Origin of the sequence: Shinella sp. SUS2 (assembly GCF_001262505.1) — a bacterium.
In the GTDB taxonomy this organism is placed as follows: Bacteria; Pseudomonadota; Alphaproteobacteria; order Rhizobiales; family Rhizobiaceae; genus Shinella.
On record NZ_KQ410725.1, the window covers coordinates 144,403 to 164,488 of the forward strand.

Here is a 20,086-nt window from a genome sequence, read left to right on the forward strand (position 1 = left end):
CTTCGGAAAGGACCAGACTTGGCCATTCAGGACTATATCGACGACACCGCCCGCTCGGTCGCCTTCCTCTCGCGCGTGCCGGTGCCGCAGCGTCATTTCATCGGCCATGACGGCCGGTTGTCGCGCGCCGTGCGCACCTTCCCGCTGGCCGGCGTGCTGATCGTGCTGCCCGCTGCCGCCCTCGCCGCACTGCTGTCTGCGCTCTCCACACCGCCGCTGCTCATCGCCTTCGCCACGCTCGCCGTACAGGCTCTCCTCACTGGCGCCCTGCACGAGGACGGGCTTTCCGACAGCGCCGACGGCATCGGCGGCGGGCGGGACCGGGAGAGCGCGCTCGCCATTATGAAGGACAGCCGCATCGGCTCCTACGGCGCGGTCGCGCTCATCCTCTCCTTCGGGCTGCGGGCCGCGGCCATCGCGGCCCTTGCCGCCGTCCTCACACCGTCCGGGCTCGGCATGGTGCTGCTCGCCGCCGCCGCCGCCAGCCGCACCGCGATGGTCTGGCACTGGTCGCTGCTGCCGCCCGCCCGGCGCGACGGTGTCGCAGCCTCGGTCGGCGAGCCGGACAGCGGCGCGACGATCGTCGCACTCGCAAGCGGCATCCTCCTTGCCGCCGCGCTCCTGCTGCCACATGGCAGCGTGCTGTCCTTCGTGCTCGCACTCCTCCTCGCCGTGGTCGCCGTCCTCGCCTTCAACCGTGCCGCGCTCGGCAAGATCGGCGGCCATACGGGCGATACGATCGGCGCCACGCAGCAGCTCGCGGAAATGTCAGTGCTCTTCGCCCTTGCCTTGGCGCTCTGAGCTGCCGATATAGGAAAAACAATTTTCGGGAGCCGCGATGGAATCGCCCTGTATCCTCGTCTGTTCGATCGACATGGTGACCGGCTACTGCTTCGGTTGCGGTCGCACGCGCGATGAAATCGGCGCCTGGACGCTCTATTCGTCAGACCAGCGCCGCGCCATCATGGCCGAGCTTCCCGCTCGCCTTGCCACCGTCGAACGCAAACCGCGGCGCGAGACCCGCCGCACCCGCATGGCCCGGGAGCGCGGCGAAGCATGAGGCTGTACATCCTTCTCGGCATCCTCGCCATCGGCCTCGGCGCCCTGATCCTCAACCATGACAGCGGCCGCACCATGGGCATGGACAACAACGATTTCGGCCGTCTCGTCACGCTGTCGGCGATCGCCACCATGATGGCGGCCGGCGTGCTCGCCGGGCGACGGCAATGGGGCGAAAGCATACGTCAGGCCGGAATCTGGCTGGTGATCATCCTCGTGCTCGCCACCGGCTATCTCTATCGCTTCGACCTGCAGGAGGTCGGCAACCGCCTGACCGCCGGCCTCATTCCCGGCCGCGCCGTGGTGACGACCAGCGCCAGCGGCGAACAGATCCTCGTCATCCACAAGGGCGTGTCCGGCCACTACGAGGCCGAGGTAACGATCGACGGCACGCCGCTGCGCATGCTGGTCGATACCGGCGCCAGCTCCGTCGTGCTGTCCTACGAGGACGCCATGCGCCTCGGCATCAACCCGGACAACCTCGTCTTCTCCATCGACGTGTCCACCGCCAACGGCCGGGCGCTCGCCGCTCCCGTCACGCTGCGCCAGGTTGCCATCGGCCCCATCCTGCGCGGCACCATCCGCGGCATGGTCACCGAACAGGGCCGGCTGGAACAGAGCCTGCTCGGCATGAGCTTCCTCGAAACGCTCGGCTCGATAGAGATCACGCGCGACGAATTGCGGCTGAAGGATTGAGGCAGCGCGCCCGCCCGTTGCAGGCGCTCGCAGAGAAAGCCGCTATTCGCATATACGGGTCGCGGCGGCACGCGAACGACACGGAAAAGGAGACGGCATGAGCCCGAAACCCACCGGCCACGTTCTTGGCAATGACCTCGTTCTCACGCGGACGTTCCGCGCGCCCATCGACGATGTCTGGGCGAGCGTGACGAAATCGGAGCGCACCGCCCTCTGGTTCGGCCGCTGGGAAGGCGACGCCGGCCCCGGCAAGACCGTGCGGCTGCAACTCACCCACGAGAAGGACCAGCCGTGGTCGGATGTCGTGATCGAAGAATGCGAAGCGCCGTACCGGCTGGTCGTCGCCATGAAGGATGACTACGGCGACTGGCGCATCGCGCTGACATTGACGCAGACGGACGACACGACCGAGCTGCGTTTCGTGCAGCCGCTCAGCGACCGGAAGCTTGCCGGCGATGTCGGGCCGGGCTGGGAGTATTACCTCGACATGCTGGTCGCATCGCGCGAGGGCAAGGCGCTGCCGTCCTTCGCGGATTACTACCCGTCGCAGAAGGCCTACTATCTCGACGGCGCGTGACCGCCCGGCGCCCCGGCAGACTCAGTTCTTCAGCTTGTACCCCGTCTTGAAGATCCAGGCGGTGATCGAAAGGCATACCGCCAGGAAGCCCAGCACCGTCACGAGGCTGACGATGGGGTTGACGTCGGCGATCTCGTAGAAGCTCCAGCGGAAGCCGGAGACGAGGTAGAGCACCGGGTTGAAATGGCTCACCGCCTGCCAGAAGGGCGGCAGCATGTCGATCGAATAGAAGCTGCCGCCGAGGAAGACGAGCGGCGGGATGATCAGCATGGGGAAGAGGTTGAGCTGCTCGAAGTCCTTCGCCCAGATGCCGATCATGAAGCCGAACAGGCTGAAGCTGACGGCCGTCAGCACGAAGAACAGCACCATCATGAACGGGTGCTTGATCGAGATATCGACGAAGAGCGAAGCCGTGACGAGAATGATCGTGCCGACGATCAGTCCCTTGGTGGCCGCCGCGCCGACATAGCCGATGACGATCTCGATCATCGAGATGGGCGAGGAGAGGATCTCGTAGATCGTGCCGGTGAATTTCGGGAAGTAGATGCCGAAGGAGCCGTTGCCGATGCACTGGTTGAGCAGCGTCAGCATGATGAGGCCGGGCGCGATGAAGGCACCGTAGGAAACGCCCTGCACCTCCTGCATGCGCGAGCCGATCGCCGCGCCGAAGACGATGAAATAGAGCGAGGTGGTGATGACCGGCGACACGATGCTCTGCAGCAGCGTGCGGCGCGTGCGCGCCATCTCGAATGCGTAGATCGACTTGATCGCCTCGATGTTCATCGGCCCTCTCCCACCAGTTCCACGAAAATGTCTTCCAGCGAACTCTGCTCGGTGGAGATGTCCCTGACCCGAAGCCCCGCCTGCGACAGCGCGGAGAGGAGCGAGGATATGCCGGTGCGCTCACCGGAACTGTCGAACTCGTAGACCAGCCGCTCGCCGCCCTCGGCAAGCGTCAGTCCGTAGGACGACAGCGTATCGGGCAGGGCCGCAAGCGGCTCGGCGAGTTCCACCGTCATCTGCTTGCGTCCGAGTTTCGCCATCAGCGCCTTCTTGTCCTCGACCAGCAGGATCTGGCCGTGGTTGATGACGCCGATGCGGTCGGCGATCTCCTCGGCCTCCTCGATATAGTGCGTCGTCAGGATGATGGTGACGCCGGAGGCACGCAGTCGCTCGACGAGCTGCCACATGTCCTTGCGCAGCGAAACGTCGACCCCCGCCGTCGGCTCGTCGAGGAACAGCACCTTCGGCTCGTAGGAGAGCGCCTTGGCGATCAGGACGCGCCGCCGCATGCCGCCCGAGAGGTGGCGCAGCACCGTGTCCTTCTTGTCGTAGAGCGAGAGGTCGCGCAGGATGCGCTCGATCAGCGCCGGGTTCGGCGAACAGCCGTGCAGACCGCGCGAGAAGGCGACCGTGTTCCACACCGTCTCGAACGCATCGAGCGTCAGCTCCTGCGGCACGAGGCCGATGATCGCGCGGGTCTTGCGATAGTCCGTGAGGATGTCGCTGCCGGCGACCGTCACCGAGCCGCCCGACGGCGTGACGATGCCGCAGATGATCGAGATCATCGTCGTCTTGCCCGCGCCGTTCGGCCCGAGCAGTGCCAGGATCTCGCCCTCCTCGATGTCGAGGTCGACGCCCTTCAGCGCCTGGAACCCCGATGCGTAGCTCTTGGTGAGATTGCGGATGGAAACGATGGGCGCCATGGGAGGGTCCGGAGAGAGGGATTTCATGCGGAAGGACACCCTATATGGCGTGTCCCTCGTCGATTTTCACCCTGAGGGCGCAAAAAAGTCGCTCAGCCGTAGATGCTCGCGAGGAAGCGCAGCGAAACGAGGATGAGGAAGATGCCGAAGCCGACCTCGAGCTGCCGCTTGCTCATCGAATGCGCCAGCCGGACACCCCAGGGCGTGACGACGAGGGCGATCGGCACGATGAGCGCGACGGCCACCCAGTTGATGAAACCGGTGGAGAACGGCGGCAGGCCCGGCTCGCCCCAGCCAGCCCAGATGTAGCCGACGATGCCGGGAATGGAGATCAGCACGCCGACGCCGGAGGACGTCGCCACCGCCTGGTGGATCGGCCGGCCGAAGGAGGTCATGTAGGTGTTGTTCAGCACGCCGCCGCCGATCCCCATCAGGCCGGAAAGCGTGCCGATGACGACGCCTGCCACCTGGTTGGCGATGCCCGTCGGCAAATCGTTGCCCACGCGCCAGGTATCGCGGTTGAACAGCATGCGCAGCGCCACCAGCAGCGCGATGCCGACGAAGATGAGGCGAAGGCCGACGCTGGAGATCAGCGCAGCGATGACCGAAGCGAGGATCGCGCCGAAGGGCAGCGCGACGATCCAGCTCTTCAGAAGGTCCATATCCACCGCGCCACGCAGCCGGTGCGAGGTGAAGGAGCGGATCGAGGTCGGCACGATGATGGCGATGGAGGTGCCGATGGACAGGTGCATGCGCACCGCCTCCGGCACGTCGAGATAGCCGAACACCTGGTAGAAGACCGGCACGAGGATCGCCCCGCCGCCAATGCCGAAAATGCCGGCAAGCAGGCCGGACACGACGCCCGCCGCGACGAGCGCGAGCGCGAAGAGAACAAGATCGGCGACGGGGGGCATGGCAGGCTCCTGGGGATCCGCCAGGACGGCGGCGACTCGCGGGAATTTCGCATTTGCGAAGTGCGCACTGTCATCAAACCGTGACCCATTTCAACCATTGTCTGACGCGAGGCCGGCAGGAACGACACGCACCCCGCTCACCAGGCGTTCCCCTGCCCTCGCGCAGCGGCCTTGCTCCCGGACCCTGAGGGAGTTTTCGGCGGCCCCATCCGCCCGCTTCCCCCGCGGAAGCACGCCTGACATCTTCGCCGGTCCGCGCCGGCGACGGTGATGGAATGTGACGTTCCAGGCGGCCCCACCCTACGGGTTGCCACCCCTTCTTTCGACCGGCGCCCCGCCGGTCTTTTTTTGCCCTCAGATCAGGCCGTTACAGGCTGCAATGCCGGTAGCCGGATTTGCGCGCCCTGAGATCGAAGTGGAAGTGGTCCTTGTGGAAGCGGTCGCTGCCCGGCCCGAGCACGGTGGAAAAATACTTGCAGCTGTCGCCGCGCACCGATTTCAGGAGGCCCTTTTCGCGGAAGGCGAAGAAACCCTTCTTCTCGATGGCGATCGCCTTGCCGTTCTTCAGCACGATCTTGCCGACATCGATGGCGTTGCCCTTGGCGTGTTCCGACATGGAAGCACCGCGCTGCGAGTTCATGGTGCGGCAGGAATAGGAGGACATCTGGTGGATGGCCGAGACGCCCGAGAGATAGCGGGTGCGGCTGGACGGAACGAGCTCGTTCTTCACCCAGCGCGCGAAGGCCTCGGTGATCTGGCAGTTGACCTGGGCCGCCGGCTTGATCTGGATGCCCCCGGAAAGGCCCGACAGCTCGATCGGCCAGGCGATGCCGCAGGAACGCCCGCGGGAAATGCGCGGCACGTCGCGGAACTTGACGCCGAGCTTCTGCAGCCGCTGGCGGCAGGCCTTTTCCGAAGCCGGCATGCCGCCCATGGTTTCCGGCATCTGCATCGGATTGTTGAGGCGCGGCAGGAAGGCGACCTGTTCGCCCTCATTCGTCTGCCGGCGGCGGGTCGTCGCCTTGTCCGGCACCTGGAGGTAATCGCCGCCATCAGGCGCCTCGCCGAGCTCGACGCCGGCGTCCGACATCGGGATCGTCGCCGGCTGGCCGATCTGCTGCGGCGTGTCCGAGCCGATGCCGTCGACGACGACCTGGGTGGCGTTGCCTTCCGCGATCTCGTTCGCCTGCGCCTCCGCCAGCCCCTCGATGCGCGCGACGCCGAGCCCCTCGTCCATGTTGACGCCGCCTTCGGGCACGGTCAGCACGCCGGAGGAGGCCTGCACGGGCTGGGTGATGCCCATCGCCTCGTCGCTGTCGATCATCGGCAGGCGCTTCTTCTCCGCAAGCGGCGTGACCATCGCCGTATCGGCCGCGGTCGTCGTCTCGACCGGATAGTCGGTGAGATCGCCGCCCGTGTCGCCGATATCGGCGGCAGGGCGCTGCGAGACTTCCTCCGAGGGTCGGATGGCGCCGACGATGTCGTCGGGCGGGGTCATGCCCCCGGAACAGGCGGCAAGCATCGCCGGGATCAGGAACAGCCCGAGCGGCCGGCGCAGACGAGAAACAAACGCTATACCCATTGTCACTTCCGCCAGCCCTGCCCCGCGTCCTGCGGGTCCCGGTTGCGCACATTGTTGTCCGGTCATGGTGCAGGTCGCTTTTGTCCGCATTCGGACGGGAAAAGCCCGAAACCGGACGCGAAAAGCGATCGTCCTGCATTTCCAGAGGATTTTCGCGCAACAGGGTAAAGGAACCGTTTTCAGGCACCCCGCGAGATTAGTGGGGGAGCCAGCCGCACAGAACAACGCTGCTCTTGTCGGGAGACACACGCAGGCCGGTCTTCATGGCCGATCTCCCCCTCTGCATTGCAGACACCTTGCCGAACCGACCCCAACGAAAAACCCCGGCGCCTGGGGCGCCGGGGCAAGTTCGTCCGGAGATCGTCTTTTGCGTTATGCCGCGCGGCGCCGGTTGTCCGCCGCACCGGCTGCGTTCAGCCGGAAATTGCCGAGCAGGGTCTTCAGCTGCTCGCTTTCCTGGGTCAGCGTCTGGCCGGCCGCATTGGTTTCCTCCACCATGGCGGCGTTCTGCTGGGTCATCTGGTCCATCTGGTTGACCGCGGTGTTCACCTCGGCAAGGCCGGTCGCCTGCTCGCGTGCCGCGGTGGCGATGGAGGTCACCTGGTCGTTCACCTTGTTGACGAGCGCCTCGATCTCGTTCAGCGCATCGCCCGTCGAGCGCACCAGCGCCACGCCGGTGCCGACCTCCGTCGCCGAATTGCTGATCAGTCCCTTGATCTCCTTGGCCGCATTGGCCGAACGCTGGGCAAGCTCGCGCACCTCCTGCGCCACGACGGCAAAGCCGCGGCCGGCCTCCCCTGCCCGCGCCGCCTCGACGCCGGCATTGAGGGCAAGAAGGTTGGTCTGGAAGGCGATCTCGTCGATGACGCCGATGATCTGGCTGATGCGACTGGAGGCGTCCTCGATGCGGCTCATCGCGGCGACCGCATCGCGCACGATCGTGCCGGAGCGGCCGGTCGACTGCCTGGTCTCGGCCACCATGCGGCTCGCCTCGGCGGCGCGGTCGGAGGCGTTGCGCACCGTCGCGGTGATCTCGTCGAGCGCGGCGGCGGTTTCCTCGAGCGAGGCTGCCTGCTGTTCCGTGCGGTGCGACAGGTTGTTGGCCGCTTCCGCGATGCCGCCGGCACTGCCGTGCACGATATCGGTGGAGCGGGCGATGGCGTTGATGACGCTGGACAACGCATCGACGGCGCGGTTGAAGTCGTCGCGCAACTTGGCGTATTCCGGCGCGATCGCCTGGATCGAGACCGTCAGGTCGCCGTTGGCAAGACGCTCCAGCGCCTGGCCGACGGTGTTCATGGCATCCATCTGTCCCTGGCTGACCGCCCGCTGGCGGCGCTCGCCCTCACTGCGCTCCTCGTCAAGGCGCCCCTGCTGCTCGCCCTCGCGAAGACGAAGCTGCGCACGCTCGGCGACCGACTGGCGCAGGATGGAAACGACCTTGGCCATCTCGCCGATCTCGTCCTTGCGGTCGGTTTCCGGCACGTCGCTGGACACATCCTCATCGGCAATCGCCTGCATCGAAGTCTTCAGACGCGAGACCGGGCCGGTCACGCTCTTCACGATGCCGTAGGCGGCAAGGATGATGGCAAGGCCCCCGACGGCGAGGATGATCGCCGTTTCGATGGCGTTGCGGCGGAACATGGCGGCAAGGTCGTCCGCATAGACGCCCGTGCCGACGATCCAGCCCCAGGGCGCAAAGCCGGCGACGTGTGAATATTTCAGCACCGGCTCCTCGAAGCCGGGCTTCGGCCACAGATAATCGACAAAATCCTGGCCGGTCGGGCTTGCCTTCACCGCCTTCACGAATTCGACGAAGATCTTCTTGCCGGTCGGGTCGGCCATGCCGGACTGGTCCGTGCCGTCAAGCGCCGGCTTGATCGGATGCATGACGATCACGGCGTTCATGTCGTTGATCCAGAAGTAGCCGCTGTCCTCGTAGCGCAGCGCCCGCACCGCGTCCTTCGCCCGTGTCTGCGCCTCTTCGCGCGTCAGCGTGCCGGCAGTTTCAAGTGCATGATAATACTCAAAGAGCGTCAGCATGCTCTGATCCATCGCCGCAAGCTTCGACTTGCGCTCGGCAACCATCGCGTCCTGAGAATGGTAAAGACTGTAGACAAGTGCTGCGGCGATGATGGTCAGGGCCAGACCGACGAGCAATGACAGGCGTGTGGATATTCTGAAATTCTTCATCGGGTCTCCTCAACACGAACGGACGCGGTACTCCAACCTTTCCGAAGGTCCGGGAAACCCTTTAAAATCGCCTAAAATTGCAATCATCAATTTTTAGAGTTTGAAAATACTCGGAAATACCAAAAACCGGTTCGGCGCGCCGCAGACAAGCCCTCTTCCGCCGCTGCACGCATTCCGCTAGACCGGTATCAGCCAAGGAGAGGATGCGCATGACCAGCAACAGCACGCCGAACGGACAACTCACCCTTCGCACGCTCGCCATGCCGGGCGATGCCAATGCCGCGGGCGATATTTTCGGCGGCTGGGTCATGGCGCAGATGGACCTTGCCTCCGGCATCCGCGCCGCCGAGCGCGCGCGCGGCCGCGTCGTCACCGCCGCCGTCAAGGAGATGGCATTCGACCTGCCGGTGAAGATCGGCGACACGCTCAGCATCTATACGGACATCGTCCGCGTCGGCCGCACCTCGATCACGCTCTCCGTCGAGGCCTGGGCACAGCGCTACCTCACCACCACGCTGGAAAAGGTCACGGGCGCCACCTTCGTCATGGTCGCGCTCGACAAGGACGGCCACCCGACCCCCGTTCCGGTCGAATAGCCGCCGGGAAGCCGTCCGCGATGCAACGGCCAGCCACCGCCTCGACCTGCCGGGCCAAAGGTCAGCCGCGCAGATAGGCCGCTCGGCTGTCGAAACTCAATCCCGGAAACACCGCGGTCTCGAGGTCGCGCGCCGAAATGCCGAACTGCTGGCGCAGCATGGCGGCTGCCAGCTGGCGCAGGTCCGTGGTGGGTCTGAGGTCGCGCCCGTCGAGCAGGTCGCCTTCGGAAAGCGAAGGCCAGTCGCGATAAACCTTGCCGCCCGCCACTGCGCCGCCCGACAGGATCGCAAGACCGCCCGTGCCGTGGTCGGTGCCGTCAGAACCGTTCTCCCGCGCCGTCCGCCCGAATTCGGTGATGGCGAGAATCGCCGTCTTGCGCCAGACATCCGCCGGAAGGCTCGCCTTCAGGGTGGTGATCGCCGTCGCGAGGTCCTTGACCGGCCTCAGGAAGCTGCGCGCCTGGTTGAGATGGGTGTCCCAGCCGTTGATGGAGAAACTGGCGATCCGGTGGTCGGCTGCCAGCATGCCCGCCGTCAGCTTCGCGACCGAAGCGATGCCGGCCGCGCGCTTGCCTTCCGTGCCATGGATCGTGTCCGAGAGCATGTCGGTCGCCGTCGCCTCGCGCAGCGCGGCGGCAAAGAGCGGATCGTTGCGGTAGAGCCGGACAAAGAAGGCCTGCTCGTCCTCGGCAAGCGCGAGATCGGCCCGCGTCGACCAGACATCGACCGGATTGCCGCCCGTAAGGATCAGTTCGGCCGTGGTGGTGACATCAATCGCCCGGCGATCGGCCGGGCGCGGAATGCTGGCGATCGCCCGGTTGAGCCAGCCGGTGCGCTCGTCGCGCACCGCCGCACCGCCGCTTTCCAGCATGTCCTGCCCGTCGAAATGGCTGCGGCCGTCGCGATAGGGCGTGGAGATGGCGTGTACGAAACCCAGTTCGCCCGCCTTCCAAAGCGGCATCAGGTCCGCCGCCGCGGGATGCAGGCCGAAGAAGCCGTCGAGATCGAGGAGCCCCTTGTCGGCACCAAGCGCCAGCTTCGGCCGCAGCACCTTCAGCGCCGGGTCGCCGTAGGGCTGCACCAGCGCAAGCCCGTCCATCGCCCCGCGCAGCACGATCGTCACCAGCCGGTTGTCGCCGGGCATGGCCGCAAAGCTGACGGGCGTGACGAGCGGCGCGGCTGCCAGGCAGCAGGCCCCGGACAGGAAGGCTCGACGGTTGAAGTCGCTGGCCATGCCTTCTCCTAACGCCGGTTGAATTCGGGGGATGCCAGCACCATTGCCAGCCCCACCGCACGGCTCGGCGCGCGCGCCACGGTCTCGATCGTGTCCGCCCGCGCCGCATCCGCCATCGTCGCCTCCAGGAAGGCGCGCGGATCGGCCTTGTCGCCGAAGCGCGCCACCAGGCGCCGCGCCCAGGCGATGCGCTCGGTAAGCTGGCTGGCGGTGATCCAGGCCGAAAGCCCCTCTTCCCAGCCCGCCGGGCTCGGCGCCGACCAGATCGGCTGGCCGAGCCGGTCGATGATGCCGACGGAGAGCGGATTGGCCGTCAGCGCCGGCTTGCCCTCGGCGGTCATCATCATCACGTCCGCAAGCGCCGCGACATCGGCCGCCGGACGGCCGCCACCCTTCTTCGCCCCGTCGCCTGGCGCAAGCGCTTCGGCCGGCACGTCCAGCGCACGCAGCGCGGCAACGACGAAATCGAACGGCTGGCGCGCCTTGCGGCCGCCGTCCTCCCAGCTTCGAGGATGGTCGAGCATCGCCCGGTAGACCGCAGGCAGCGCACCACCGCTGCGCTTCCACGCCGTCACCATGGCGTCCACCACCGGCTGCGGCGGGTCGTCGGCGATGAAATGCACGACGAGCTTGCGACAGATGTGGCGACGGGTCTCCTTGCGCGCGGCAAGGTCGTCGAGCAGCGCATGGATATGCGTCATGTCCCGCCGCTTGCCGCCATACTCCCGCCCGAGAACCCGGTAGGTGCCGGGTTCGGCCGAGCGCGGGCGAAAGGCGGTCTCGTAGACCGGTGCGCGATACCAAAGCCCGGTCAGCACATAGGCCGCCGAACGCACGTCCTTCTGGCTGTAGCCGCTGCCGGCCCCCATCGTGTGCAGCTCGATGAGCTCGCGCGCGAGGTTCTCGTTGAGCCCCCGGCCGGACTTCAACCCCACCGGCGAGTTCGGCCCGACGGAGCGGGTCTGGTCGAGATAGGCGAGCATGGCGGGATGCAGTGCCGCCGCCTTCAGGAGATCGGCAAAGGAGCCTGCAAGATGCGGGCGGATGGCCTCCGCCTCGTGCAGCGGCGCCAGAAGCCGCATCGCGCCGCCCTTGCGCGCGTCGATGGCGAAATGATCGCACCAGAAGGCAACCAGCCGCTCGTAGAAGCCGTTCGGCGAAAGGACCGCCTGCCGCACCTTCAGGTGCCGGTCGCGCTGCAAGGTGTTGGCAAGCGCTATGGCATAGGGGTTGACGGTGCGCGTGCCGACGGTCATCAGCGTCTTCTTCTCGCGCGCCGCCTTGTAGGCCGCGTCGAGGTCGCGATAGGCGGCAAACCGCGCCCGGCGGCCGGCAATGCCCTCCGCCGGAAAAAGACAGGGGTCCCGGCCGCCGCGCTCCACCTGGCGCAGCAGCGCCGCGACGCTGTCAGGCGCAGCCTCCCCCGGCCTCCGGCCATAGCCGAAGCGCAGGGACGCCATGGTAGCGAAGCTTGTCGTCACGCGAACCTCATCCATCGCCCGAAGGCTTACCCCCGATTGCGACTATTTTACGGGAAAAGGCCTATCCCTTGAAGACGAAGGCCGCACCGGCGGCGATCAGCATGAAGCCGATGGCATGGTTCCAGGTGAGGCTCTCCTTGAGCCAGAAAACCGAAAAACCGGCGAAGACGAGCAAGGTGATCACCTCCTGGATCGTCTTCAGCTGGGCCGCCGAGTAAACCTCGTGACCGATGCGGTTGGCCGGCACCGCCAGGCAATATTCGAAGAAGGCGATGCCCCAGCTGGCAAGAATCGCGATGAAGAGCGGCGCCGACTTGAACTTGAGGTGCCCGTACCAGGCGAAGGTCATGAAGACGTTGGAGAGGCAGAGCAGCACGATCGGCCAGACGGCCGCGGGAGAGAGGCTGAAGGGCATCACGAATCCTGATTCCTGAGGAGCTGCGACAAGGGAATAGCCCACTTGCCTGCTCCGTCAAGACCGCTCCTGAAATCGCGCCCCTCGCCGCCGCGCACCGCCGGCCGATCGCGGGACACGCCTCCGCCTCACCCCCAGGCCTCGACGAGATAGCGGCGCGGGTCTTCCTCCGCCTCGCCTGCCCTGCCCCAGGCGTCGAGCCTCGCCGCATAGTCCCGGCCCGCTGAAAACAGCGAGAGCTCGTCGCGCTTGTCCGCCCGGTAGACGAGAAAGGGCGGCTGCCAGGACAGGCCGCAGCGATGGGCGCTCGCCTCCAGCGGGCGCAGCAGTTCCGCCATGGTGAACCGGTTGGCGCCGCCGGGCGCATAGGCCTCCGGCACATTGCCCGCCGTCGCCGCAACGAGCAGCGGTTTGCCCGCCAGCAGACGGCCCTCCGTCTCGTAGTGGACATAGACCATGCGGGTGAACACGGCGTCCTGCCAGGCCTTGAGAAGCGGCGGCGTGGAATACCAATGGATTGGGAATTGCAGCACGATGCGGTCGGCCGAAAGCAGCCGGTCCGCCTCCGCGCCGGCGTCAACCCCGCCGTCCGGATAGAGCGAATGCACATCGATGAGCTCGACCTCCGGCAGCCGCAGGGCAGCGGCGGCAAGCACGGCATTGGCGCGCGAGCGGGCGAGATCTGGGTGAAAGAGAAGGATCAGTGTCTTGCTCATGGCGTCGTCTCCTGTGTTGACGCCATCAGGATGCCGCGAACAGTAAAATCACTCCAATGGATGATTTGTATACGGTATTATCTGTTTCATGAATTTACGCTCGGTCGACCTCAACCTGCTCGTCGTGCTCGACGCCCTGCTCGACGAGGCGCATGTCTCGCGCGCCGCCGTCAAGCTGAACCTGTCCCAGCCGGCGACGTCGAGCGCGCTCGACCGCTGCCGCCACCTCTTCGGCGATCCGCTTCTGGAGCGCGGCAAGGGCGGCATGCGCCTGACGCCGCGGGCGGAGGCGCTGCGCGACCCGCTGAAGACCCTTCTCGCCGGCATCGCCGCCGTCGTCGATGCGCCGGAGGAACCGCTGGCAGACATCCGCCAGACGGTGCGCATCGTCACGGCAGACCATCCGGGCATCCTGATCGCCGGTCCGCTGCACCGGGCGCTCGCCGGCCCCGCCCCCGGCATCGACATCGTCATCCAGCCCTGGCACGGCGCGCCGGCGGCGCTCGAATCCCTGGCGCGCGGGGCGAGCGACATCGCGGTCTCGGTCTTCCCGAGCGTCGATGCGGCCGCCTTCCATTGCGAGACGGTGCTGGAGGAACATTATGTCGTGGCGATGCGCCGGGACCATCCCGCCGCGGCCGGCTTTTCGCTCGACCGCTGGCTCGCCTATCCGCACATCCTGGTGTCCGGTCGCGGCGACACGCGCAGCGGTTTCGACGACCAGCTGTCCGCCCTCGGCCGGAGCCGGCGCGTCGGCATCGTCGTGCCGAGCTTCCTGATGGTGCCGCCGCTGCTGGAGGAAGGCGATCTCATCGCCATGATGCCGAGCCACTGCCTGCCGGCGGACGCGGCGGCGCGCTTCCACATCGCCCGGCCGCCGATCCCCGTTCCCGGCTTTCCGCTGCACATCGCCTGGCATCGCCGCCGCGACAAGGATCGCGCCGTCCGGCATGTCGCGGGCGTGCTGCGCGCGCTGCTGGCCGGCGCCGAAGCGCCCGCCTTCACCCCTGCATGAGCCCGTCCCGCACCGCCCGCAGATAGGTCCGGCCGACCTTGATCTCGGTCTCGTCGCGCAGCACGACATGCAGCACGTTCAGCGGCCCGCGCTTCACCCGCGCCACCTGGTCGCGCCGCACGATCGCGCTGCGGCTGATGCGCAGGAAATCCTCCGTCGGCAAGCGCCGCTCCAGCGCCGAAAGGCTCTCGTTGTAGAGGAAACTGCCCTGGTCGGCGTGCAGCTGCACATAGTCGCCGTCCGCCTGGAAACGCGTCACCCTTTCGGCCGGAATGCGGATCGTCTCCCGGCGCGATTTCACCCAGAACTGCGTCGGCCGCGTCGCCTGATCGCGCAGCGCCTTGCGCAAAGCCGCGACAGTCTCGCGCAGCTCCACCACCGTGTCCCGGTTCTCGCGGGCAAGGATCATCTCGCGCGCCCGGTCGAGCGCCTGTCGCAGCCGCTCCGGCGTCACCGGTTTCGTCAGGTAGTCCACCGCGTTGCATTCGAAGGCACGGATGGCGTGGTGGTCGAATGCGGTGACGAAGATCGGCAGAGGGGCATGCGTACCGGCCTGTTCGAGCACATCGAACCCGCTGCCGCCAGGCATCTGGATATCAAGCAGCAACACGGAGGGCGTCAGGGCGGCGATCTGTTCAAGCGCCTGCGGCACGTCGCCGGCCTCGCCGGCAACGCTCACCCCCTCGATGGTGGCGAGCATGCGAACCATGCGACGCCGGGCGATCGGTTCGTCATCGATGATAAGGACGGAAATTTCGGTCATGCGTTCATGCGGTCCTGATAGGCATGGTCAGGGTCACCCGGAATCGGCCATCGCTGGTCCGGCCGTAGTGAAACCCACTTGCGTCGGGAAAGCGCCGTGACAGGCGCTCGCCGACATTTCTGAGGCCGATGCCGAAACTCGCCCCGCCGGGCTGCTGGTCGGCAAGCGCCATGTCGTTCTCGACGAAGAGCCACAGGCGGCCCGCCTCCTGCCTGGCACGGATGGCAATGGTCACACCCCCTGTCTTGCGGCAGGCGCCGTGCTTGACGGCATTTTCCACGAGCGGCTGGAGGATAAGGCTCGGCACCGGAACCTTGCGCAGCTCCTCCGGCAGGTCGATCTCCACCGCCATACGGTCAGAAAAGCGGCGCTGCTCGATGGTGAGGTAACCGGCTTGCAAGGCGACCTCCTCCTCCAGCAACAGGTCCTGCAGCGGATCGAGCGCCAGCGTCGTGCGCAGATAGGCCGAGAGGGAGAAAACCATGTCGCGTGCGTCGTCGCGCTCGCCTTCCTCGATCAGCCCGGCCATGGAATTGAGCGTGTTGAACAGGAAATGCGGGTTGAGCTGGTAGCGCAGCGCCCGCATCTGCGCCGCCATGGCCTCCTCGCGCATCTGCGCCAGCCGCCGCTCGCGGTCGCGCAGGTCGAAGCTGTAGGACAGGGCGAGGAACAGGCAGCTCCAGCCGAAATAGAGCGACGTCCCGTAGATCACGTTGTAGGCGATGCTCGTCATGTCCCACACCGGCGCCTCGGGATAGACGCAGATCGTGTAGATCGCATAGTCGATGCCGCAATAGAGCACACCGCCGACGAGCGACAGCACGAAGCACAGCACGGCCTTGACCGGCAGCGCCAGCGCCTTCAGCCGGATCAGCACCATCGTCAGGACCACAGCCAGCAGAGCGGCGCCCGACAGGAGGAAGAGCTTGCCGATCGCCGATTCGATCGGGTCCGTGCCCGCCAGCCCCCACAACAGGCTGGAGCTCAGAAAAACGGCAACGAGATACAGCCCGCCGAAGCGCAACGTTGCCCGTTGCAGCTGCGATTCGCTCTGGTCGGCGTGAAAAACAAATGGCAGACTCGATACCGTGCTCATTTCGCGAATAATCGTTTTTTCCCGGAAAACTGTCGAGTGCCGTTCACCGACGAAAATCAACCGTTCGTCGAAAGTGCGACCGTTCGGCTGTCGCTTTGCGCCCCTTCGCCGCCCCCGCGCTTCACAAGCCGGCCCGCTCCCGACCATTCATGCGCACCGGTTGGCTGAAAGGCCGCCGATGTTTCATGATTCCGGAGATATTCTATGGCTACCCTCAAAGGTGACAACAAGAACAACTTCCTGATGGCGGACCCGATGAACGGTGATTCCGTCTACAAGATCTATGGCTACGGCGGCAACGACCGGATTTTTGGCCATTCCAGTGCCCACAACAAGATCTACGGCGGTGATGGCAACGACATCATCTACGGCGGCGACTACAAGAACACGATCGAGGGCGGCAAGGGCAACGACCAGATCCATGGCGGCGACGGCCGCGACGTCATCATCGGCGGCGCCGGTGTCGACAAGCTGTGGGGCGGCGACGGCGGGGACCGCTTCGTCTTCAAGAGCATCTCTGAGATCGGCAAGGCCGAAGGCCGCCGCGACGTGATCGAGCAGTTCAAGTCCAACACCTTCGACGGCCGCGACAAGATCGACTTGTCCGCCATCGACGCCATCGCCGGCACCAAGAAGAACGATGCCTTCACCTGGGTTGCCAAGGAAGGCGCTGCCTTCAGCGGCAAGAAGGGCGAACTGACCTGGACCGAGACCCAGCTCAACAACGGCCACTACACCAAGCTCGTCCTCGGCGACGTCAACGGCGACAAGAAGGCCGACTTCATCCTGGAAGTCGATTCCTTCAGCGACCTTTACAAGGGTGACTTCATCCTCTGATCGCTCCTCCCAAGCGACGCGAAACGCCGGCTTCGCCGGCGTTTTGTTTTCTATCCGCCTCAAGGCGTCAGTTCATGTACCGGGCCAGATACGACAGCACCTTCTCGGGATGGCGGCCGAACCAGTTGTAGCCGTCTTCGAAACGCTTCGTCGTGCCTTCGATCCAGTGAAGTTCCTTGTCAGTGCTGGCCAGCGCGTCGAATGTGCTCTGCGCGTCGCTCGGATTGTTGATGATCGCATCGTCCTTCACCTGCCACATCAGGACGGGGAGCTTGATGTTCGGCGCCCAAAGCCTGCCCGACATGTCCGCAGCGGCAAAACCACCCAGCTTGAGAAGTTCCAGATCGATCAGTTCCTGATACTGCGCGATACCCTGGTAGCCGCTGAGCTTGGTGAAGACCGACGTCATGTTCGGCACCAGCGGGCTGAGCAGGCATCTGACGTTCTCGAAAAGCTCGGGACGCTTGCTGATCGCCGCATATTGCGAGACGCCGCCCAGGCACTGGCTGAACAGGGCGACATCCATCTTGCCCAGGCGCGGATGGGCATCGACGAACGTCTTCACACCGACGCAGTCGCGCCATTCCCACTGGCCGACGCCGCAGACCCCGCCATTGGCCGCACCGCTCTGCCCGTGGTTGCGGAAATCATAGGTCAGAACGTTGTAGCCGGCATCGGTCAAATGCTTGTACTGGATCACAAAGTCGATCTCGACCGGCTCGATGAAGTCGGCCCAGGGCTTGCCCATATGGCCGGGATAGCCGGCACGGCACATCGGAAGGGCGTGGTTGAAGATGACGAGTTTGTTGCTCTCGCCGCCCTTGGCCGGAATGTACCAGGCTTCGAGCGGCGTGCCGTCGTCCGAGGGGATGGACAGGTCGTGCCAGCCTTCCATGCCGTATTCGTCGGGGTTCTTGAAGATGAAGCTGCGCGGCATCTTCACCATGCCGGCCAGCGCCTTGACCTTGGCGTGATCCTCCGGGGAGACGGTTTTTTCCTGCTCCAGGGCCGTCCGCATTCTTTCCTTTGAAATTCCGGTCACAACATGACTCCTTTGTCTGTCCGAAGATGGGGTATCCGATCGAGACCATGCTGGTGTGCCGAAGCATGATGTCCGTGGATATAGGGCACATGCTAGACGGGGGAATGGATCGGATAAACCGCCTGGACACGACATCAGTGTTTAGTCATAACTGACAATATGCCGCTTGATCCCTCCCTGCTCCCCGCCATGGCGTGGTTCGTCCACGTGGCCCGCCGCCGCAGCTTCACAAAGGCGGCCACGGAAATGGAGGTGACGCGCGCGACCGTGTCCCAGCATCTGAAATCGCTGGAGCGGCACCTGAACGTGCGGCTGCTGCACCGCACCACACGCGACATGTCGCTCACGGAAGAGGGCCGGCGTCTGTTCGACGTGTTGCAGCCCGCCTTTGCCGCGATCGAGGGCGCGGTCACCGACCTCGGGGAGGCCGGCGCCGAGCCGTCGGGCATGATCCGGCTGTCCGTTTCCCGCGTCGCCGCCCGGTCGCTGATCGAGCCGCATATGGCGGCATTCCTGGCGCTTTACCCGAAGCTGCGGCTGGAACTGGTGACGGACGACGGTTTCTCCAACATCGTCGCCGACGGGCTCGATGCCGGCATCCGGCTGGGGGAAAGTCTGGACGCGCACATGATCGCGGTGCCCATCACGCCGCCGATGCAGATGGCGATCGTCGGCTCGCCCGGTTATCTCGAGCGCCACGGCATTCCCGAGACGCCCCAGGACTTGAAGCATCACAACTGCCTGTCCTACCGCTTCACCTCAAGCGGCACCATCGACCGCTGGTCGTTCATCACGCCCGACGCCGAGGCACGCACCGTGGTCTACGAGCCCGACGGCAACGCCATCTTCAACGACGATGACAGCATGCTGCGTGCCGCGCTGCAGGGCGTCGGCCTGGTGCAGCACCTCGACCTGTGCGTCCGTCCCTATCTACAGGATGGCTCGCTGGTGCGGGTCCTGCTGCCCTGGGCCCACCCTCGCCCCAGCTTTTTCCTCTACGTGCCGTCGCGCGCCCAGATGCCCGCCAAGACCCGCGCGCTCATGGACTTCCTTGTCGAACAGCGCAAGAAACTCGCGCGGCAAATCGCCGGATAACAGGTCCGCCGAGCCTGGAGGCGACACCCTCTACCCGATCTTGCGCACCAGTTGCGCCGTCGCCAGCAGCGTCACGAGATCGCGGATCATCGGCCGGATATAGCGGTCGAAGTCGATCGGCGTGTCGACCGGCGGCAGCTCGAAGAAGTCCTTCTTCGTCGGCACCAGCAGGTAGCAGTCCCGGCCCTTGAGGGCGAGACGCACCACGTCGTCCCGCCACACGCTCGCAAGGTAATCCAGCGCCTTCGCGAGCGTGCCCTGCACGATGGGCGTTGCCGCCTCCGCCCGGTCGGTGCGGAACTCGTGATAGGCGTCAACGTCAGGGTTGCCGCTGGTGACGAGCGCCAGCGCCCCGCCGCCGAAGAGGTCGCGCATGAAGCGATGCACGGCGTTCGGTTTCCGCACCGCGACCAGAAGGCCCGGAAACGCCTCCTCCCGCTCGAAATGGAAGATCACGCCCTTGAAGGTCGTCTGCCGGCTCTTGCCGCTGCCGGTGCTGAGCTCCGTCTCGGAGAGCGTGAAGGCCAGCCCTTCGTGCACGCCCGCGATCATGTCGCCGTGTTCGGAGCGGTCGCGCGGCGCGAATTCCTTGTCCGGCATGCCCGAGAGGAACCGCGGCGTCGCGCCGTGCACATATTGCACCTCGTCGACGAAGCCGAAGACCAGCGGCAGCATGCGGTCGCGCAGGCCCTGCTGGAAGCGCGTCGCCGGCCCCACCGCGAACTTCCAGGCGAGGGTCGCCCCGAAGACCAGCACGCCGAGCGTGACGAAGGTCCAGTCCTCCTCGATCTGCGTGGCGACGAGATAGAGCAGCAGCGCCGAAAACAGCAGGTAGACGCCGAGCACCAGCGTCAGGTTGAGATACATGTCGCGCGCCACCTTCGGCCGCGCCGCATTGTAGGCCGCCACCGCCGCCCGCACCTCCTCGAGCGCCCCCTCCTTCGGCATCAGCGCCGCCTCGTCCACCGTGCTCATGCGCGCCCCCAACCCCGTTTCGAGGATAACGGCCGGAGCGCCCCGCAAATTCGTTTCCCTTTTGTACTCTTCACCCCTTCCCTTTCCGGATGAC

Annotated in this window: 21 protein-coding genes; 8 read left to right on the top strand and 13 right to left on the bottom strand. The window is 65.8% G+C overall.

Going from position 1 to position 20,086, the window contains the following annotated elements; translation table 11 throughout:
* The first annotated feature begins 18 nt into the window (after nucleotides 1-18).
* The 4 genes from AKG11_RS05830 to AKG11_RS05845 all read left to right on the top strand — a co-directional run bounded on the left by AKG11_RS05830 (nucleotide 19) and on the right by AKG11_RS05845 (nucleotide 2,332).
* Nucleotides 19-801, top strand: coding sequence for an adenosylcobinamide-GDP ribazoletransferase (locus AKG11_RS05830; RefSeq protein WP_050743241.1), 783 nt, complete (start codon nucleotides 19-21; stop codon nucleotides 799-801).
* A gap of 37 nt (nucleotides 802-838) precedes the next feature.
* On the top strand, nucleotides 839-1,060 hold the full coding sequence (locus AKG11_RS05835; protein WP_023513218.1) for a DUF1289 domain-containing protein: 222 nt from the start codon (nucleotides 839-841) through the stop codon (nucleotides 1,058-1,060).
* Nucleotides 1,057-1,755 carry a retropepsin-like aspartic protease family protein gene (locus tag AKG11_RS05840; RefSeq protein WP_023513217.1) on the top strand — a complete coding sequence of 233 codons (699 nt, stop codon included), beginning with the start codon at nucleotides 1,057-1,059 and terminating at the stop codon, nucleotides 1,753-1,755. The genes AKG11_RS05835 and AKG11_RS05840 overlap by 4 nt, the downstream gene beginning before the upstream one ends.
* A gap of 97 nt (nucleotides 1,756-1,852) precedes the next feature.
* Nucleotides 1,853-2,332, top strand: a complete 480-nt coding sequence (locus AKG11_RS05845) for an SRPBCC domain-containing protein (protein ID WP_050743242.1) — start codon at nucleotides 1,853-1,855, stop codon at nucleotides 2,330-2,332.
* Nucleotides 2,333-2,353: 21 nt separating this feature from the next.
* On the opposite strand, the gene AKG11_RS05850 is transcribed toward AKG11_RS05845, so the two are convergent.
* The 5 genes from AKG11_RS05850 to AKG11_RS05870 form a co-directional block, all read right to left on the bottom strand.
* Nucleotides 2,354-3,115, bottom strand: a complete 762-nt coding sequence (locus tag AKG11_RS05850; protein WP_023513215.1) for an ABC transporter permease — start codon at nucleotides 3,113-3,115, stop codon at nucleotides 2,354-2,356.
* Nucleotides 3,112-4,038: an ABC transporter ATP-binding protein gene (locus AKG11_RS05855; protein ID WP_050743243.1), complete on the bottom strand. Its 927-nt coding sequence runs from the start codon at nucleotides 4,036-4,038 to the stop codon at nucleotides 3,112-3,114. The genes AKG11_RS05850 and AKG11_RS05855 overlap by 4 nt, the downstream gene beginning before the upstream one ends.
* 92 nt (nucleotides 4,039-4,130) lie before the next feature.
* Nucleotides 4,131-4,952, bottom strand: coding sequence for a sulfite exporter TauE/SafE family protein (locus AKG11_RS05860; protein ID WP_050743244.1), 822 nt, complete (start codon nucleotides 4,950-4,952; stop codon nucleotides 4,131-4,133).
* A 367-nt stretch (nucleotides 4,953-5,319) separates the two neighbouring features.
* On the bottom strand, nucleotides 5,320-6,528 hold the full coding sequence (locus AKG11_RS05865; protein WP_050743377.1) for an extensin-like domain-containing protein: 1,209 nt from the start codon (nucleotides 6,526-6,528) through the stop codon (nucleotides 5,320-5,322).
* Nucleotides 6,529-6,906: 378 nt separating this feature from the next.
* Nucleotides 6,907-8,727 carry a methyl-accepting chemotaxis protein gene (locus AKG11_RS05870; protein WP_050743245.1) on the bottom strand — a complete coding sequence of 607 codons (1,821 nt, stop codon included), beginning with the start codon at nucleotides 8,725-8,727 and terminating at the stop codon, nucleotides 6,907-6,909.
* A gap of 209 nt (nucleotides 8,728-8,936) precedes the next feature.
* Here AKG11_RS05870 and AKG11_RS05875 point away from each other — a divergent pair, with 209 nt between their 5' ends.
* The gene (locus AKG11_RS05875) at nucleotides 8,937-9,323 is read left to right on the top strand and encodes an acyl-CoA thioesterase (RefSeq protein ID WP_023513210.1); all 387 of its coding nucleotides are present in this window, start codon (nucleotides 8,937-8,939) and stop codon (nucleotides 9,321-9,323) included.
* 61 nt (nucleotides 9,324-9,384) lie between these two features.
* Here the strand turns inward: AKG11_RS05875 and AKG11_RS05880 are convergent, their stop codons facing one another.
* From AKG11_RS05880 to AKG11_RS05895, 4 genes are all read right to left on the bottom strand, one after another.
* Nucleotides 9,385-10,557 (bottom strand): DUF1501 domain-containing protein, encoded by a 1,173-nt coding sequence (locus AKG11_RS05880; RefSeq protein ID WP_050743246.1) that lies wholly within the window; start codon nucleotides 10,555-10,557, stop codon nucleotides 9,385-9,387.
* A gap of 8 nt (nucleotides 10,558-10,565) precedes the next feature.
* The gene (locus tag AKG11_RS05885; RefSeq protein ID WP_082342359.1) at nucleotides 10,566-12,038 is read right to left on the bottom strand and encodes a DUF1800 domain-containing protein; all 1,473 of its coding nucleotides are present in this window, start codon (nucleotides 12,036-12,038) and stop codon (nucleotides 10,566-10,568) included.
* A 61-nt stretch (nucleotides 12,039-12,099) separates the two neighbouring features.
* Nucleotides 12,100-12,453 carry a DMT family protein gene (locus AKG11_RS05890; protein WP_023513410.1) on the bottom strand — a complete coding sequence of 118 codons (354 nt, stop codon included), beginning with the start codon at nucleotides 12,451-12,453 and terminating at the stop codon, nucleotides 12,100-12,102.
* 128 nt (nucleotides 12,454-12,581) lie between these two features.
* Nucleotides 12,582-13,169, bottom strand: coding sequence for an NAD(P)H-dependent oxidoreductase (locus tag AKG11_RS05895; RefSeq protein WP_050743248.1), 588 nt, complete (start codon nucleotides 13,167-13,169; stop codon nucleotides 12,582-12,584).
* A gap of 88 nt (nucleotides 13,170-13,257) precedes the next feature.
* On the opposite strand from AKG11_RS05895, the gene AKG11_RS05900 reads away from it, so the two are divergent.
* On the top strand, nucleotides 13,258-14,184 hold the full coding sequence (locus AKG11_RS05900) for a LysR family transcriptional regulator (RefSeq protein ID WP_050743249.1): 927 nt from the start codon (nucleotides 13,258-13,260) through the stop codon (nucleotides 14,182-14,184).
* Here AKG11_RS05900 and AKG11_RS05905 read toward each other — a convergent pair.
* Together AKG11_RS05905 and AKG11_RS05910 are read right to left on the bottom strand one after the other, a co-directional pair.
* Complete coding sequence (locus AKG11_RS05905; RefSeq protein ID WP_023513407.1) at nucleotides 14,171-14,947, bottom strand: LytR/AlgR family response regulator transcription factor; 777 nt, start codon at nucleotides 14,945-14,947, stop codon at nucleotides 14,171-14,173. The genes AKG11_RS05900 and AKG11_RS05905 overlap by 14 nt on opposite strands.
* A 4-nt stretch (nucleotides 14,948-14,951) precedes the next feature.
* Nucleotides 14,952-16,043: a sensor histidine kinase gene (locus AKG11_RS05910; RefSeq protein WP_023513406.1), complete on the bottom strand. Its 1,092-nt coding sequence runs from the start codon at nucleotides 16,041-16,043 to the stop codon at nucleotides 14,952-14,954.
* 204 nt (nucleotides 16,044-16,247) lie between these two features.
* Here AKG11_RS05910 and AKG11_RS05915 point away from each other — a divergent pair, with 204 nt between their 5' ends.
* Nucleotides 16,248-16,880, top strand: a complete 633-nt coding sequence (locus tag AKG11_RS05915) for a calcium-binding protein (protein WP_023513405.1) — start codon at nucleotides 16,248-16,250, stop codon at nucleotides 16,878-16,880.
* Between the two features lie 67 nt (nucleotides 16,881-16,947).
* Here AKG11_RS05915 and AKG11_RS05920 read toward each other — a convergent pair whose 3' ends face one another.
* Nucleotides 16,948-17,898, bottom strand: coding sequence for an alpha/beta hydrolase family protein (locus AKG11_RS05920; RefSeq protein ID WP_037405545.1), 951 nt, complete (start codon nucleotides 17,896-17,898; stop codon nucleotides 16,948-16,950).
* A gap of 183 nt (nucleotides 17,899-18,081) precedes the next feature.
* Here AKG11_RS05920 and AKG11_RS05925 point away from each other — a divergent pair, with 183 nt between their 5' ends.
* Nucleotides 18,082-19,017 carry a LysR family transcriptional regulator gene (locus AKG11_RS05925; RefSeq protein ID WP_050743250.1) on the top strand — a complete coding sequence of 312 codons (936 nt, stop codon included), beginning with the start codon at nucleotides 18,082-18,084 and terminating at the stop codon, nucleotides 19,015-19,017.
* Between the two features lie 30 nt (nucleotides 19,018-19,047).
* On the opposite strand, the gene AKG11_RS34430 is transcribed toward AKG11_RS05925, so the two are convergent.
* Nucleotides 19,048-19,992, bottom strand: coding sequence for a DUF3137 domain-containing protein (locus AKG11_RS34430; RefSeq protein ID WP_130520704.1), 945 nt, complete (start codon nucleotides 19,990-19,992; stop codon nucleotides 19,048-19,050).
* Between the last annotated feature and the right edge of the window lie 94 nt (nucleotides 19,993-20,086).

Coding starts and splice junctions, on each gene's coding strand:
- AKG11_RS05895 (WP_050743248.1), bottom strand. CDS start 13,169: ATGAGCAAGACACTGATCCTTCTCTTTCACCCAGATCTCGCCCGCTCG.
- AKG11_RS05890 (WP_023513410.1), bottom strand. CDS start 12,453: ATGCCCTTCAGCCTCTCTCCCGCGGCCGTCTGGCCGATCGTGCTGCTC.
- AKG11_RS05900 (WP_050743249.1), top strand. CDS start 13,258: ATGAATTTACGCTCGGTCGACCTCAACCTGCTCGTCGTGCTCGACGCC.
- AKG11_RS05880 (WP_050743246.1), bottom strand. CDS start 10,557: ATGGCCAGCGACTTCAACCGTCGAGCCTTCCTGTCCGGGGCCTGCTGC.
- AKG11_RS05860 (WP_050743244.1), bottom strand. CDS start 4,952: ATGCCCCCCGTCGCCGATCTTGTTCTCTTCGCGCTCGCGCTCGTCGCG.
- AKG11_RS05870 (WP_050743245.1), bottom strand. CDS start 8,727: ATGAAGAATTTCAGAATATCCACACGCCTGTCATTGCTCGTCGGTCTG.
- AKG11_RS05875 (WP_023513210.1), top strand. CDS start 8,937: ATGACCAGCAACAGCACGCCGAACGGACAACTCACCCTTCGCACGCTC.
- AKG11_RS05840 (WP_023513217.1), top strand. CDS start 1,057: ATGAGGCTGTACATCCTTCTCGGCATCCTCGCCATCGGCCTCGGCGCC.
- AKG11_RS05920 (WP_037405545.1), bottom strand. CDS start 17,898: ATGCGGACGGCCCTGGAGCAGGAAAAAACCGTCTCCCCGGAGGATCAC.
- AKG11_RS34430 (WP_130520704.1), bottom strand. CDS start 19,992: ATGAGCACGGTGGACGAGGCGGCGCTGATGCCGAAGGAGGGGGCGCTC.
- AKG11_RS05910 (WP_023513406.1), bottom strand. CDS start 16,043: ATGAGCACGGTATCGAGTCTGCCATTTGTTTTTCACGCCGACCAGAGC.
- AKG11_RS05915 (WP_023513405.1), top strand. CDS start 16,248: ATGGCTACCCTCAAAGGTGACAACAAGAACAACTTCCTGATGGCGGAC.
- AKG11_RS05835 (WP_023513218.1), top strand. CDS start 839: ATGGAATCGCCCTGTATCCTCGTCTGTTCGATCGACATGGTGACCGGC.
- AKG11_RS05925 (WP_050743250.1), top strand. CDS start 18,082: ATGCCGCTTGATCCCTCCCTGCTCCCCGCCATGGCGTGGTTCGTCCAC.
- AKG11_RS05850 (WP_023513215.1), bottom strand. CDS start 3,115: ATGAACATCGAGGCGATCAAGTCGATCTACGCATTCGAGATGGCGCGC.
- AKG11_RS05905 (WP_023513407.1), bottom strand. CDS start 14,947: ATGACCGAAATTTCCGTCCTTATCATCGATGACGAACCGATCGCCCGG.
- AKG11_RS05845 (WP_050743242.1), top strand. CDS start 1,853: ATGAGCCCGAAACCCACCGGCCACGTTCTTGGCAATGACCTCGTTCTC.
- AKG11_RS05855 (WP_050743243.1), bottom strand. CDS start 4,038: ATGGCGCCCATCGTTTCCATCCGCAATCTCACCAAGAGCTACGCATCG.